Origin of the sequence: Desulforhopalus singaporensis (genome assembly GCF_900104445.1) — a bacterium.
Classification (GTDB): Bacteria; Desulfobacterota; Desulfobulbia; order Desulfobulbales; family Desulfocapsaceae; genus Desulforhopalus_A; species Desulforhopalus_A singaporensis.
Map to the genome: position 1 here is coordinate 1 of NZ_FNJI01000015.1, position 15159 is coordinate 15159.

A 15159-nucleotide genomic window follows, 5' to 3' on the forward strand; every position below is an offset into this window, starting at 1 on the left:
CTGTCGTGTTATCTTGCGCTATGCCTAACACTAATCTCTCGCAATCAGCCTACGGAAAGCCTCTGCCGCGCACAGTGGCACTTGTCCGTTTCCAATGGCTTTAAGTCTGTCCACCCGAGCGGCCACCCCATGAGCCACTCGACCCACGTTGGGTTCAGTTGCCCACCAGGTTTTTCGCCCGACCTCAGCAATTCCCCAGGCACCGAATCCCTGTCTCGCTGCGAGACAGGTAGCGTGCTGTTTTTTGCGTCCTGGCTGCATGGTGTTGGCCATCTTGCCGGAGTGTTGACCATCTGCGGCAATGATTGACCTGTCATCTTCTCCGTCATTTTCCCGCCGCGAGTTCCGTCCGTTGCCGATGGAGTTGCCCACAATCCAAATCCTGTCCCTTTTGTGCGGTGCTCCCACTTCTGCCGCCGAAAGCACTCCCCACTCCGCATCGAACCCCATCTGGGCCAGATCCCCGAGAATGACGTCGATTCCCCTAGCAGTGAGAACTGGCGAGTTTTCCACGAAGATGAAGCGTGGTCCCACTTCGCGAATGATCCGCGCAAACTCCTTCCATAACCCAGACCTCTCGCCTGTGATCCCTGCCCCTTTCCCCGCTGCCGAAATATCTTGGCACGGAAAGCCGCCTGAAACCACGTCAACAATTCCGTTCCAAGGCTTTCCATCAAAGGTGCAAACGTCATCCCAAACCGGGAAAGGCTGGAGAAGTCCGTCATTTTGTCGCTGGACAAGTACGCTTGCGGCGTAGGCGTTGACTTCAACAGCGCACACTGTACGCCATCCGAGCAACTTGCCTCCAAGTATTCCTCCACCAGCACCTGCGAAAAGAGCCAACTCATTTAATTGCTCCATTTTTAAAATTTCCTTTGACCGGTACTACTTTCGTTTTAAACTCAAGCAGCTTCGCGAATGGCTTGGATTTGATCACACAGAACACCTTTGACGCTTCCATCAATCGACCCAAGAGCAAGATCAAGGGCGACGTTCAGCAACTTGCTTGATGGCGTTGCCGCTTCCTCGAGTTCATCTATTCTTTTATGGGACTGCTCAAGCAATTCCTGCGTCAATTCCAGTTCATTCTTGATTGCGTCTTTTTCAGCAGCGATCTCTTGGAGTTTTTTTTCAGATATCTTGGCCTCTGCCTGGAAATTGGTTACCAAATTCTCCATCTCGATTGCCTTCAATTTAATTTTTTCGAATGCAGCTTTCTCTTCGACGAGCTCAGTCTTGAGAGCTTCTATGGTTTCTGCATGCTCACCGGCTCCAAAATCAGCAGCGATCTTCTGCTTTTCTTCGTCAGTGAGCAACGAGTGGATATGATGAAATACCCGCAGCGATTCAATTACAACCTCGGGCCTGTTCTTCGATCCACTCTGTATAACTGCGCATGAAGAACAAACAAGCAAGCCATGATTATTACTGAGATTTGCCTTTTGTTGACCACATAGTTCACAATTCCTTTTTTCTGCCATTTTCTTACCTCCAATATTTTCATCAAAATCAATACGCTCAGGGACACTCTGCATCTTGCACACATTACGGCAATAATGATTGACATAGACCCCTGTCCTATATTGCGCGCTATACTTTGACCAACAGCACCGCTTAAACGATTCCTTTGACATTCGCGTCTTGATGCCTGCAGGAGCCAAAGGGCATGATCTTTGTACTATTGGGCTCATTTGTTACCTCTTCGTTTTATCCGAGCAGATGCTCTATCCACCTCGATGCTTCCATGTCATTAACTTCACCTAAATACCTTTGAGTTGTGGCAAGATCAGCATGACGAAGAATAACTTTTGAAACCATCTCAAGCGGCATACCTGACCGAGATGCCTGGGTCGCTGCATGACGCCTCAAATCGTGCGGCCGCAGCTTCACACCAACAACATCACCAGCACGGCAGACAATACGTCTCGCAGTCGTATAGCTGATATCGAATATTTTTGATCTTCCAGCTATTCCGCAGCTGCGCACATAATCCATTAATCTGCGCTCAAGTTTTTTAGGAATAAAAACAGCTTCTCCGAGCCGTCCAGATTTTGGCCGCCTGATGGTAATTTTTCCATCATCAATATCATCAGGTCTCACGCCAAGCACTTCGCCAACACGCATCCCAGCTCGCCCCATTAATTCCATCATGAGTCTGCTACGCTCATCGGTAGTTCTGTAAATAATTTCATCAACAAGATCTTTATCAACAAGCCGTGGTGGAGCCATTCTCGGCCGTCTAAAAATTTTCCGAATCATCGGTCTACAGCATGGATTTGACAAACCGGGAACAGCTGTATCTGCAGTGAAGTTGTAAAACGCTCGCAACATCGAAGCCCTGCTACTTTTTGTCGCTTGCTTTTTGCCGGAACTGATTTTAGTGAGGAACGACAAAACGTCATTTTCAGAGACAGCCCTTATATCACAGCCGCGAAAATCATCTGCAAACCTCAACAATGTAAAACCAAAACCGCGCACTGTATTCGGCCTACTATTCGCTTCGTGATATTGCATATAATTATTAACAGCTTCGTTAACCAACATATCTACGCCCCGTGTTGACAGTCTATTCATTTGCTTCAAGTATCACATCAAACTCGGCATTTACTGCAAAATCGCCCATCCTCTGTTCAACTGATCTGGAGATCGCCTCCACCAGCTGCGGCGCCATGGACTGATCTCCATTGACGATATCAATCCAGTCCGGTACCGACTGTTGAACTGTATGATTGAGATGCGCCATAAATGCCACAGCCCGTCCGACGATCATTAACTCGACATCTGATACGGCAACATATTTCCCTTTCTTTTTTTCGAGGTTGAATCTGTCAGACTCGAGCCCCATTTTTTCACGCTCGAGGGCAATGGAGAGTTTTTCCTCACGCATCTGTATTTCACGGTCAGATTCCTTTTGGCCAGTTTCCAGCTTCCTGACGTGCAGGTTTGCATATTTTTTAACCGTCTTCAGATCGTATTTACCGTCGCTCTTTCTTGGCCGCAGCAACCCTTCGTTGCAATGGTCGTAAAACTGCGTTTTAGAAATCTGCCATCCGTTTTCCAGCAACCAACGGTGCACGGATATTTTCGATGTAAAGATCATCTCGGTCACGTTTTGTCTCCTGCCACAAAACTCTCGCCACGACGGATATATCCGCCGAAAATTTCTTTAGTATCAATTGCCTGCATGGCTGCAGCAAGACGCTCTTCTGCATTCATCGAGGCAGTTGCCTTCTGCAGCCGCTTAAGCTCGTTACGGCTAAAAACAGGTTTTCCCTGGTCGGTGAGCTTTTGCCATTCGTCCTGATCATCGGTTAAATAGATGGTCTTTCCGTTTGAGAGCTTCATCTCAATCACCAATGGCGTTGGTGTCGCTTGCGGCTCTTCCTTCACCTTTTTTTTAGGCTGCTTTTTTGCGGCAGGACGCAGACGATCATAACCGAGCTTAATTTTGATCCCTCGCGGCAATCCATCGATCACCCACTGGCGTATATCGACTCCTGCCTCATATGCCTCACCTGGATCCTTGGCGGTCGCTGCCGGAGGGTCAAGACGGCGATGCTGGCGATATGTCACCTGCCACCAACCCTGCTCCTTGTTACCTGCAGCGTCATAGTCCAGCCCGTTTATCACCAGGCTGGCGTTGGATAGCAGGGCATGGGTCCTACGGTCTGGTCTAGCAGACGAGTTCCATGTGGTGACCGCGCCGATCTTGCCCTCCAATAGTCCAGCAAGGAGGATTGCATCAAAGCCGCACTCGACGACAACAAAAACCTCAGCCTCTGGATGCAGCACCATGGTGGCCATAGATGAGCCGTCGAGCGGCAGATACTTGATGTTGCCGCCGAACTTGTCTATATCCTCATTGCGCCTGCGAATCCGCAACTGGACGAGCCGCTTCCGGTCGTCAAATGCCGGGATCACCCATCCCTGCGGGATCCACAACTTCGAGTTCTTTCCGTTCCTACCTTGCTTCTCACTAAGACCCCAAGCACTACGCGGCCGGTAACGGTCACCGCCTTTGGAACTAACGTTATAGCCAAGGCCGTAGGCTCGAGCTATCTCGCCGGAAATGCCACGTCCTGTAAGCCATGACAGCGCCTCACTGTGGTCCTTGAGCCGCTCCTGACAGTCAGCGAGCAGGTTGCCAGCTTTTTCCATCCACACAGTTCCAGGCTGGCCATAGTTTTTTGGAACCCATCCTTGGCCACCTGTAAGACGCTCAGGAGACGGTTGGTATCTCCTGCGTGTGTCACCGTTCCTATTCGGCAAAACGATCCCTAGCTCCATACAGGCTGTTTTAAAGTCCATATTGTGAAATTTTTGTAGGAAGGCGATTGTATCACCGGATATATCGCACTGGCGGCACCAGAACCGGCCGCGGCATAGGCCGCCTGTCTCTTTTTCCGGCCAGATATGGAATCGATCCGACGCCTGCCCCTTGCCGCCGTCACCGCAGGCAGGGCAGGCGGAGGAATACTCGCCGCCGTCTACTGTGGAGATCTTGCGCGGTTTAAACCCGAGGTTCTGAAGGTGGTCGAACAGGCTGGGCATTTCTTTTTCTCTTTTTTCTCTTCTTTATTTTTTATATAGGTGAGGATGTAGATGATAATTACTAAGAAACGCGCGCGCGTTTCCTCCCCGTATCCGTAAAAGTCTTATGGATTATCGCCTACTTCATCCCCCCCTTGCTAACTCCCGGCAGACTCTGAGCCGGTGGCTATATCCATCATCCGGCGATACCACTCGGCGTTGAGAACAATGCCGCGATAGTACGTAACCCCTTTGATTTTCACGACATTGAACTCGTCGCGGGACTTTAATTTTATGCCGAATGCCCGCTGCGACGGCGTGTACGTCTTCTTCTCGTTGATGTTTTCACGGAACCAGGTGGCAAAGGCGGTGTAGAGTTCCGTGGATCCTGTCTTTTTCTCTTCCTGACCGGTATTGCAGCACGCCTCAATGAATTGACCGACAAAGTCTGCGTCCTCCTGGTATTCCTCGGTGGCCTTCAATACCGATGACGGCGGGTCTAACTTCTTGCCGTTTGCCTGCCACCGGAGGCAGCCCTCGACCAACCAGGAGAGCACCTGCGAGTCGAGTTTTTCCAGCTTCTCATCGATATCTGGATCAGCCGGCCGCTCGTTCTCATGCTGCGGTTCTGTTTTAACGAAACGGAGCCGGTGTCTGATCAAGTAGGTGCGGTCCCAGAACGCCGGATCACCGGTCGGCGGTGTTGGCTCATGGTTACCGATCATCAAGGTGAGATGTGTTGGCTCGAAGTTACGGAGCTTTTTGTCGTAAGGATTGCGACCCTCGAGGACGTCGCCTCCGGTTATCCTTTTGACCTGTGCCGCTGAAAATCTGCTACCCTCCTCCACTTCAGAAGCAACGGCAAGCCTGAGCCCTTCGAGTTTCATAATCGCTGGATCTAGCCCGTTTGAGCTCCTCGGGGCATTGCTTGCCAGGAAGAGATCAGATGGGATCATAGCGGCGTAATCGCCCATCGTCCGGATAATGGCATCCATAAGTAGCGACTTTCCGTTACGGCCGCGCCCGAGCAGGAACGGAAAGACATGCTCAGTAGTCAACCCGGTAAGGCCGTAGCCAAGGAGCCGCTGCACAAAGTCGATCAACTCATGATCGTTGTCATAAATTGTCTGTACAAACTCCACCCAGTCGCTGAGATCAACACTGTCCAGGCCGAGATAATCACAGGAACATTGTTTTGAGATCATATGGCCCGGCTCTCCCGGGTATAGCTCTCCAGATCGCAGATCGACAACGCCGTTTCTGACGCCAAGCAACCATGGATTTTTATCGAACTCGGTGCCGACAATGGTGATGCCGTTGTCAAAGTTTGTACGTGCAAATTCAAGACAGGCATTGCGGCCCTTGGTCTGCCTGAGTGCCTTGATTTTTGCCTGCAGCATAGATATCTTGCGCTCCCAGCTCTTGGAGAATATCTTATGGTCATCCGGGTCGTTTTCCTTCTTGGATTTTTCGATCTGTTCCTCGAATGCTTCGATTTCCTGGATGTACCGATCGGTAACATACCGGACAAGGCCAAGGGCCATATCTGTTTCGTCCTCTCTCCAACAATGGCCGTTCCACTGGTACCAACTCCCGGATGCCTTGGCATAAAGCATCTTGTTTTTGAGCAGCTCGGCATAAAGCCGGCCGTCGCCCTCGCTCTCGGTCGCCAGACACTCCATGACAAACTTAGAGGGCAAATCCGAGTTAGGTGCCGGCGGATTGCTTTTGACTACTTCACCGCCTCCACCGGTATTATCTCCTATCGTTCTCATCGCCTCCCCTTACCACTGGCAACTTTTTTTTCGCTGGTATAGCCAGCGGCGGGAAACGAACCCATCCAGGACAACGGCAACTTGCGGAACCGGGAAACCCTCGCGCAGCATACGGTCGGCAATCATCTTAATATCTCCATTAATATAAGGATCTATGACAAAAACTCGCCCGCAACTCTTACACCTCCATTGTTGTTTTCCTGCACCAGTTACCCCGGCTCGCCATAAATCCTGTCCTGCACATCTTGGACACTCTGGCAGATCCCCTGTGGTAATCCGGCATATACTTGCACTCATATGGAGTCCTCGCTAAGATTCCGTTTTTCCGCTAAAATAAAAAAAATATCCATGCGCTTTTATCGAGCTCTCCCGTACCCGTGAGACCCCCGGCCCTGGAAGGACCCAAAAGGTTTTGAATCTGTTGTAGACCTTGCTGTGATCCCCCTTAAGGGGAGGAGGAGGTGTGGAGGAGGGTGCGACCCTTTGCTCTCCTCCAGGCAGAAAGAAGCGGCCGAACAACTATCACCACCAACGGTCAATCGATTGAGCAGTACGTCAGTAGTGCGGATATTGTTAATCTGCATAACATCCCTCACTCTCTGAGGAGGCCCACGCCGCCCTGCTTGCGGCGCCATCGGGCACGGGGTTGAGGGAATCTGATATTAGGAGTGGCGCACAAACATACAGATCAGCAGCGGCATACGCAGCAGGGCCTGACGCTTTCTTATCAAGCACGATTAAGAAAAATGAAAAACACACGTACATGATTATGCCAATGCCAAAGGTTGCGAGTGCATTCTCATGGAGAAACAACGCAGCACGATCGCATATACTTATTTCGTCAGCTGGATTAGGCAAAACAGAAACACGGCTACAGGAGCCGCTATCATCAACAGGCAAGCAAGAAGTCTCATTTATGTTTACCATTTTATATGCCCTTTCTTTACCGGCGTTGCTTTACCAGTCCTAGGATCGATAAAGACATTGCGGCTCTTCGTTTTTCTTTTGGGAACAGACGCCTCGAGCTCCTCGGCCATAAGAATGAGCTCCCGAGCCTGTTGACGAAGCCTTGCGGCCGTCAGTTCAACGGTGCTGAGTTTATGCACTTCCGGCAGGTTCATAGCGATTTGTTGGCAGAAATGAGGAGCATAATTGCCTTGACAGCATCCATGCCTTCCTTTTCGATTTGCTGCTGCTCTTTATCTGTAACCACCCCATCAGCGATAGATTCCTCAAGCTTCTTGATGAGTTCGCCATACTCAATTGTGGCTCGCATAGCCTGAGCGCGTATATCTTCTATGGTGAGGCTTCCTGACTCTGGGATAGGTATTGCAACACGACCGAGCTGGAATTCCATAAGGTCCATAACCTGATAGTCGCCAGTGATACGGACCAAAGGCACTATTTGCTTTGCCGGGAATCTGACCCCAGTTGCACTCTCATTACCCATATCCGGATCTTCTGTTGCCGCCCGGTACAGGTATGAAAGCGCCATATCGAGCTGCTCTGCGATAGCTTTCGGCGGTATCCTGCTGTGGTGAATGGTGTCGTAGAGCGCCTCTTTCAGCGTCTTTGTCTGTGTGATGTAAATGTCGCTCATGATGATTTTACCCTTAAATTTTCATGGCAGACCCCACAGGAGCGGGGTTAGACTAATTTTTTGTATTGGACAAAAACGCCCGCCCCCTGTTAGGATGTTAGCTGCCAGGCTAAAAACGCCCTAATTGTGTCCAGGGGACGGGACTTTTCTTATTTTCCTTCCTTTGACCGCTCACGGGCCAACTCTGTTTCCAACTCAGCTACCCGTCGTTCATGGAGCTCACATGAAGCCGTCAATAGATTTCTTGCGATTGCACGATGCGCTTGCAGATGCACTGCGGGCATTCCCGAAAGAGAAGTCTCAAATGACGCAGCGAGATCAGAAACTTTTTGATCGAGTGAGCCGTCTTCAAGATGCCGTGATAGATCGGACGCTTCAGCAGACACGGAAATCGAAGTCGTGATTCCTGAATTATCGGTATATGAGCTTGTGTATTTCATGAATCGCCATTGGGTTGATCTGGCCAAAGTTCATCAATCGACAATTTGGTTATTTCGGATATCAGCTTTCTGAGTACATGAGACTGACTCTCACCACTTATGACTCTGTAAAAAGCAGATTTGCCGTATCCGTTTTCCTTTGCCACCTCTGGAACCAACTTGCCGGTTGCCAACTGGATCGCTCCTATTATTTGTATGCTGTTCATGGGGACCATGGTAGCGCAACATATCGCGCATGTCAAAGCCTTTATGCGCGATATGTTGCTCATAAAATCGACGCACAATTCAACTATATGATATTATGGCAAATAAAAATTTAATTGAGAGACTGTTAATTCTGAAAGGCAACATGAGCACGCGAGCTTTCGCGCGGCTCGTTGACATTGGGGAGTCGAGCATAAGAGGCTACCTCAACGGAAGCAACACGCCACCTGTTGAGAAGCTACTAAAAATCGCCAAGCCATTTAAAACGACGGTAGAATGGCTGTATAGCGGAAAAATGCCAAATATCAAGGATATCGACAACAAATGTCTCAGTGATCTTTACCGGGCAGACCCTGAAGTTATTGACATCGAATCAGATAAAAATAAAATATTCCCTGTTGTCAGAACGTATGACGACCTAAAGTCACAACTGCACTTCTATTGCATTCACTGCGGAAAATGGCATCAACACGGTAGAGGAGGCCCAGACGAACCTCTACAGTTAGGAAGAGAAGGATACGGCGGAGGCCATAGAATATCACATTGTCTCGCCGAAAATTCTCCATTTAAGGTAAGAGGGGTAATCCTTGAGGTTGTTGGCGAGTTCACTGACGAGATTAAAAACCAGAAACCAAAGGAGACACCTTGCTTCTGCCATAAATGTAAAAAATATTACTCGACTGCATTGAACGCTTGCAGTTGCGGTTTCATAAACAAAAAACGAAGGAACAAATATCCTTACATGTTGGATATTTACATGAAATGTGCATATGAATTAGCTGGCAACGAAAAACAAGAAATAGATCCTAAAAAAAATCAACATGACCAAAATACATCCAGGCCGCCTGAAATAAATAATGCCGAACCAAGCACAGAAAATCAGTGGTCAATATCAGAAATGCTGGTCATGACCACCGAAGTACTTGAATCAAAAACATCATATAGGTCGGCCCTGGCAGCTAATATTAGGGCCTTTCATGAAGCTGTTAAAAACGAGGAAGGAATGGAAAAACTGAACGAGAAATTAGACAAACTACTTAAAGAAAACCGCGCAATGGCTGAGAGAATGGCGCGCATGGAGAAAAGGTTGAATGGCTTCGAAGAGCCATCCCCTCAAAAAAGAGAGCAAAACGCGGGGTAAAATTATAGTACTCCGTAAGGAATATAAGGATCGAAAAGAGGGAAATACATAGGTGAAAACATCAAAATTTACTAGGTAATTATACCGTACTTCACTGCAATACCAGTCAAAAAGAGGAAAGCAAGAAATGGATTCATTAATGGTTCTAGTTGTTGTGGCATCAGCGATCTGGGTGTATTTCGATGCAAAATCGATAGGCGCAGAACGAGGACTATCAAACGGATTTCTAAATATGGGACCGATTGGGTGGGCGATGTGCGTGGCCATCTTGTGGATAATCTGCTTTCCTCTTTATCTTTTCAAACGTAGTGACATAAAAGCACTAGCATCAGGCGACAGAATACCTGACCACAACACCACTAAACCTTCAGCAATTAACACTGCCGCAAAGGCAGTTGGAATAGGTTGGTCTCTATTCTGTTTTGCTGGTGCTGCCTTTGGCATTGCTGAGATTAGCAAAGTGGCAGACACCTTAGGGAATAGTGACTTTGAAATGGCAGGCGCAACCATCGGCGCAGGAATCGGTCTTGGAGTGTGGATTATTGCATGGATAGTTATCGCCGGTCCAGCAACCATTGTTTTCCTCTTTACAAGGAAACAGCAGATCGTAACAATGGTTCAAGAAAAACACCAAACAACCAAGAAACCAAACACTAAACACTGCCCATTCTGCGCTGAAACAATCCTTAAAGAGGCTATATTCTGTCGTTTTTGCAAACAAAGTTTAACCAATGATGAATCTGCAAAAGATAGGAATTCTGAAAGAACAGCCACCAATAAACAAACAGACTGGCTAAATAAAGGAAAACGTCTCCTGCAAGAAAATAGAAACAATGAGGCAATTGCCGCACTGTCACAACACATTGAAACCAACCAAACAGATAGCACCGCTATCTACCTTCGGGCCATTGGCTATTCAAGAATGAAGGACAAAAAAAACATGACTATCGACCTGAAGGAATCTGCCAGACTGGGGAACGTAAAAGCAAAGCAGGCTCTGAAAAAAATCTAATAATAAGGATAAACACATGGCTAGCAAACTAGACATAGTAAAAAAACACATTTTTAAATATCACAACAGGTATTTATTTTTACTTTTTATCATAGCTTGTGTTGCGGTCCCCTACATGCGTTACAAATCAATCCTCACAACCCCAGAAACCATCAATGCAGCAGGGCACAGCCTTGTAATCATAGCAATACTTTTTAGCGGATTTCAGTTCAGGGCCAATCATGATTGGAACCGAAGACAATTGGCTATAAAAGAAGCTAAAAACGTAAAAATAAGCCTTCGAGATTCTATAGAAATTATTGATAAAAAATTCAATTACACAAACAGAAGAAGACATGAAAAAATAGCAGTAGAAATAATCCACAAAGCGATATGTGTCTTAAACAGTGATGGTGAATGTAAGTTCTTTAATGGAAAGCTAAGAATAGATCATGACGGAGACGGAGGGAAGGTTGACAGCGCTCTAACCAGTGTCCTAAATAATTTTGAATACCTTGCTACAGGAGTAGAGCAATGTGTCTTTGACGAGGAAATAATATACAAACTCTATGGTGGCCCATTATTGAGAGTAGCCGCGATTTTCGACGATTACATTACACATATCAATGTCGATATGTATCCAGGGAGACAAGGAAAAATTTACGAAAACCTAAGGTCAGTAGCCTCGCGCTTCGAAGATCGAGAGAAAAACAACACTGAAAAATCTAGGGCCGAAACCGGTTGATCCGGATTCGGCCCTAGATAATTATATTCTTATTGATGATAGTTACTTATCTGGCCACTCTTCATTATAAAATTTCATACCAATTCCTCCATCATGTCTAATTTTTGTTACTGTTACGAGCAAAAAACAATACTTAACGCAACTAATTGTACTCTAAATACTATAGCATCATCACAGATGAAACAAGAAAAAACTAGAAAAAACTCAAATGTCAGTACACCAAAAAAAAGACGGCCGCTGGTTTATCAATTATCCTAAAGGGAAGAACACTGCCGAACCAAACCGGACTCGTGAATACTTCGGCCGTGGCCCAGATGCCGAGATCAGAGCCATAGAACGCAACAATGAGCTCGGCCTAGGGAAAGAAAAGGTGGACAACTCTCCACCGTTTACTGATTTGGCAAACAGTTATTTGGCAGCAAAAAGCCCAATGATGTCCAATGCCAGCTATATAGCACTTAAATCAAAAATCGATGGCGTTATCCTGCCGGAGCTTGGCGCTCACAAAGGCTCTCAGATAACACCAGACAAACTCGACAAATATGTCTCATATCGGTTAAAAAAAGTGAAAAGGACAACAGTCCACCGAGACCTGTGTGACATTCGTGCAATTTTGCGCTGGTCGGTGAAGCGGCGATACATAGCATCAAACCCGATGGATGGTTATGACTTCCCGGCCCGGGATGATGCAGAGATACGCCCACCGACGGTAGCTGAGGTCCAGGCTATACTCAAGCATTCTCCACCGCACCTGTACCGGGCTATAGTTCTTTCCTATTATACCGGTCTACGCCCAGGGGAAGTTGAACTGATGCGCCTCACATGGACCGACGTCGACCTTGCCGGAGGTAACATTGTGATCACTTCTGCCGACAAAGGAGGATTGAAGACACGGACGGTGCCGGTTATGGACAAAAACTTTATGGCCTTACTGGGAAAATGGCTCGAGGAGGATCTCAATGAGAATAAGCCAATGTCGGCTCCTATAGTAACCTATAAAGGCAAACCGATAAAAACGATAAAGACTGCTTGGAGAACAGCGAAAAAAGCAGCCAAGATAACAAGACGCATGCGCATGTACGATCTGCGCCATTCATTTGCCACCAAACTGCTCAGTAACGGAGCTGATCTCAAACACGTCTCGTCGCTACTGGGGCATAAATCAATTCAGCAGACAGTAGACAAATATCAGCACCTCTCAAGGCAATTAACTGAGGATGCCCTGAAAAAACTACCAACCATTTTTGAGCCGGAAAAAGACGACAGATAAACCGTACCTGTGTACTTAATCTTCAACTTCTCCGACAAATTTATCTGTATCCAGAAAATCAAACGAATATTCTTTACCGAGAGACAGTTGCACGCCAAGATCGTATAAGATTTGCCTCGCATATGTAATAGAACGGCAAGCTTCCCTCTCAGTGATAGCAGTACCAAGCTCATAATCTGCTTGACGACGTAACAACCTCATTGCGTCCAGACTATTTGATGCGTGCGAACTTACACTTCTGAGCGCATCTACTACATTTCCATGGCCACGATTACCAACAGTCGAAGACCCCGTATAGTCTCGCGCTGTGATGAGCGCAGCGTAGTAAGCCCTATTTACCACTGTCCGCAACAGAACAGGCTCAGGCGATGCAGGGCGAGTATCATACAACCAGGTGGCAATCACAAACAAATCTCGTGGATTACAAGTCATAATCTGAGAGATTTATGAGTTTACAAAAACAACATTTTTTAGACCATCTGCAATACCACAAGCATCTATTTCCTCAAATACAGCACGATCTTTGCTTAAAAACTCTTCATCCAAAGGAAGCCCAGATTCAAAAACAAGCTCTAGGAGTGGCTCACCAGTATCAGGATCCATGATACAATTCAGAAACTTTTTATCACTAAGCCCAGGATATATATTGTCAATTATCTCTGACATTTTAACCAGAAAGTCCTGAACAAAAGGATACTCATGGACGTACGATACAATTTTTTCCACATCACTTTGTTGACAAGAATAAAGACTCATAAATTCAAAAGGAGCTTTTGAATAAGCTTTTGCACTATCACTTTCAAGATCAAGATATCCGTTCCTATAAGTAGGAACCTGATCATAATCAGAAGATGTGAAGTCCCTACACAACGTCGACACCAATGGTGAAAGTGCAATTGTACCGGCCAAACCGATTTTCGTTGCAACTGAAGCCACTTTGGCTACTGTTCCCTTCAAAAATGATCCTTCGTCTTTTTCGAAGGAATCAAGCATATCAGTTGTCCCTATTCGCATAACTTCACCGCCCGACATTGTTTTTTGTTCAAAAGATCAGAAAGTACTTTTTTATTTTTCTCATGGAGGATATCGAACTTACTGCGAGTCACTTCCACGTCTGCAATATCAGAAGCGGCAGCAAGTTGCGTAAAATTATACCGAACATTATGATCGATTGTTGTAAGCATTCCATGCGGAGTTTCATGTGTACTTAAATTGAGATTATGCAACAACCTACCATCTGACTCTTGAATACTTTCAAACCATCCCTGGTAAACATGCCATAAAGCTCCAGCCTCTTTTGCCTGCCTCGACAAATACCTAGACCGCGAATTGAAAACTTGATTAATCTTATAATTTTGTTTTGTTCCACCAACAAAGCGGTCAACGACATGAAGCACGAGATGATTAACAGGATTCCTGCCATCATCTACTAATCCAACTATCGCAGCAAGATCTTCAATTGCCTTGCCAGCCACACCTACCCACCTTTCGTAGACATAACAGGACACAATTATTGAATTTCTTTCAACTTTGATAGCCCACGCCGGCTGCTTACTATCTGCCTTTAGCCGCTGCAAATAAACACCCTCAGCTTCTGGCTTCATTGATGGTGCAACATCACCATGACTCATTTGAATACTAACCACATTAGTAGTTGAAAAGACAGGATATTTATCCTTAAACGTTTCCTTCAGAGCATGTAAAGACTGAATAGCTCGAGCGGAAAACGGACTATCAAAGACACAGACGAAGTTAGCGACCTCAATCGCATGATCACCGCTTATCGGCCGACTCATTTTATCTCCTGAACAGGTCTTGTTTTGTTTTTCGACGCTTTACTATTTATACGATCTTTGAGCATCGTTTTCAACCAACGAATATTATGTTACCGCCCAGAAATTAACACAAAAAAAACTAACAAATCAACAACAGTTGAATCTATTTTTTTAACGCAACCGATCAGAATCGTTCTGGTAACACTTTTAACGACAAAACGACCCTAGTCAATCTTGGTCAATGTTGGTCAATGTTTGAAGCAAAAAAGGGTTCCAGCCAATCGGCTGAAACCCTTTGAAAATGGTCGGGAAGAGAGGATTTGAACCTCCGACCCCAGCGTCCCGAACGCTGTGCTCTACCAGACTGAGCCACTTCCCGATTTCATTTGAATATTCTTTTTTCGGATAACCGTTGCGGCCTGTTTCAGGACAAGAACGGAATTGTTTCCGAGTTGTGCTAAACTGCTCCAAATTGAAGCTGTTGTCAAGTAATTTTCTTATGAAACGAAAGTAAAAGCCACATCTCCTGCTCTTTTTTGGTTTTTTGCATTTTTTACCCGCAGAACTCAGCGCACCCCGGACAGGTTGCAGAGGGCAATGGCCAAATATTAACCCGATCTTTTTAAAACTGTTCCAAAGTAGAGATAAATTGGTTAGATTTCTGCCGTGATATTTTTCCTTCTCATTC

Annotated in this window: 16 protein-coding genes and 1 tRNA gene; 4 read left to right on the top strand and 13 right to left on the bottom strand. The window is 46.5% G+C overall.

Features of this window, described 5'->3' with window-relative positions; all coding sequences use genetic code 11:
- Positions 1–30: 30 nt before the first annotated feature.
- The 9 genes from BLQ17_RS11425 to BLQ17_RS11465 form a co-directional block, all read right to left on the bottom strand.
- Positions 31–861, bottom strand: a complete 831-nt coding sequence (locus BLQ17_RS11425; protein ID WP_092222927.1) for a DNA cytosine methyltransferase — start codon at positions 859–861, stop codon at positions 31–33.
- 41 nt (positions 862–902) lie between these two features.
- Complete coding sequence (locus tag BLQ17_RS11430; protein ID WP_143005491.1) at positions 903–1535, bottom strand: hypothetical protein; 633 nt, start codon at positions 1533–1535, stop codon at positions 903–905.
- 172 nt (positions 1536–1707) lie between these two features.
- On the bottom strand, positions 1708–2544 hold the full coding sequence (locus BLQ17_RS11435) for a tyrosine-type recombinase/integrase (protein ID WP_092222931.1): 837 nt from the start codon (positions 2542–2544) through the stop codon (positions 1708–1710).
- Between the two features lie 22 nt (positions 2545–2566).
- Positions 2567–3109: a hypothetical protein gene (locus tag BLQ17_RS11440; protein ID WP_092222934.1), complete on the bottom strand. Its 543-nt coding sequence runs from the start codon at positions 3107–3109 to the stop codon at positions 2567–2569.
- Positions 3106–4551 carry a hypothetical protein gene (locus BLQ17_RS11445; protein WP_092222936.1) on the bottom strand — a complete coding sequence of 482 codons (1446 nt, stop codon included), beginning with the start codon at positions 4549–4551 and terminating at the stop codon, positions 3106–3108. Before BLQ17_RS11445 ends, BLQ17_RS11440 begins: the two co-directional genes overlap by 4 nt.
- Positions 4552–4688: 137 nt before the next feature.
- Entirely contained in the window at positions 4689–6305 is a 1617-nt protein-coding gene (locus BLQ17_RS11450; RefSeq protein WP_092222938.1) for a DNA primase family protein, read from the bottom strand.
- 9 nt (positions 6306–6314) lie between these two features.
- Entirely contained in the window at positions 6315–6602 is a 288-nt protein-coding gene (locus tag BLQ17_RS23840) for a transposase (protein WP_456236639.1), read from the bottom strand.
- Between the two features lie 623 nt (positions 6603–7225).
- Positions 7226–7426: a hypothetical protein gene (locus BLQ17_RS11460; RefSeq protein ID WP_092222943.1), complete on the bottom strand. Its 201-nt coding sequence runs from the start codon at positions 7424–7426 to the stop codon at positions 7226–7228.
- Complete coding sequence (locus BLQ17_RS11465) at positions 7423–7905, bottom strand: phage regulatory CII family protein (RefSeq protein WP_092222944.1); 483 nt, start codon at positions 7903–7905, stop codon at positions 7423–7425. The genes BLQ17_RS11460 and BLQ17_RS11465 overlap by 4 nt, the downstream gene beginning before the upstream one ends.
- Positions 7906–8646: 741 nt before the next feature.
- Between BLQ17_RS11465 and BLQ17_RS11480 the strand changes: the two genes are divergently transcribed.
- The 4 genes from BLQ17_RS11480 (at position 8647) to BLQ17_RS11495 (ending at position 12696) form a co-directional block, all read left to right on the top strand.
- Positions 8647–9690 carry a helix-turn-helix domain-containing protein gene (locus BLQ17_RS11480; RefSeq protein ID WP_092222949.1) on the top strand — a complete coding sequence of 348 codons (1044 nt, stop codon included), beginning with the start codon at positions 8647–8649 and terminating at the stop codon, positions 9688–9690.
- Between the two features lie 127 nt (positions 9691–9817).
- Positions 9818–10702 carry an MATE family efflux transporter gene (locus tag BLQ17_RS11485; protein ID WP_092222951.1) on the top strand — a complete coding sequence of 295 codons (885 nt, stop codon included), beginning with the start codon at positions 9818–9820 and terminating at the stop codon, positions 10700–10702.
- Positions 10703–10718: 16 nt separating this feature from the next.
- A complete protein-coding gene (locus tag BLQ17_RS11490) occupies positions 10719–11426 on the top strand; it encodes a DUF4760 domain-containing protein (RefSeq protein WP_092222953.1) in 708 nt (235 codons plus the stop codon).
- A 208-nt stretch (positions 11427–11634) separates the two neighbouring features.
- Entirely contained in the window at positions 11635–12696 is a 1062-nt protein-coding gene (locus BLQ17_RS11495; RefSeq protein ID WP_092222954.1) for a tyrosine-type recombinase/integrase, read from the top strand.
- A gap of 15 nt (positions 12697–12711) precedes the next feature.
- Here BLQ17_RS11495 and BLQ17_RS22240 read toward each other — a convergent pair whose 3' ends face one another.
- The 4 genes from BLQ17_RS22240 to BLQ17_RS11510 form a co-directional block, all read right to left on the bottom strand.
- The gene (locus BLQ17_RS22240) at positions 12712–13101 is read right to left on the bottom strand and encodes a hypothetical protein (RefSeq protein ID WP_143005492.1); all 390 of its coding nucleotides are present in this window, start codon (positions 13099–13101) and stop codon (positions 12712–12714) included.
- Between the two features lie 39 nt (positions 13102–13140).
- The gene (locus tag BLQ17_RS11500; protein WP_143005493.1) at positions 13141–13689 is read right to left on the bottom strand and encodes a hypothetical protein; all 549 of its coding nucleotides are present in this window, start codon (positions 13687–13689) and stop codon (positions 13141–13143) included.
- A gap of 11 nt (positions 13690–13700) precedes the next feature.
- Positions 13701–14492 (bottom strand): TIGR04255 family protein, encoded by a 792-nt coding sequence (locus BLQ17_RS11505; protein ID WP_092222958.1) that lies wholly within the window; start codon positions 14490–14492, stop codon positions 13701–13703.
- Positions 14493–14773: 281 nt separating this feature from the next.
- Positions 14774–14850: transfer RNA gene (locus BLQ17_RS11510), tRNA-Pro, on the bottom strand.
- Positions 14851–15159: the final 309 nt, after the last annotated feature.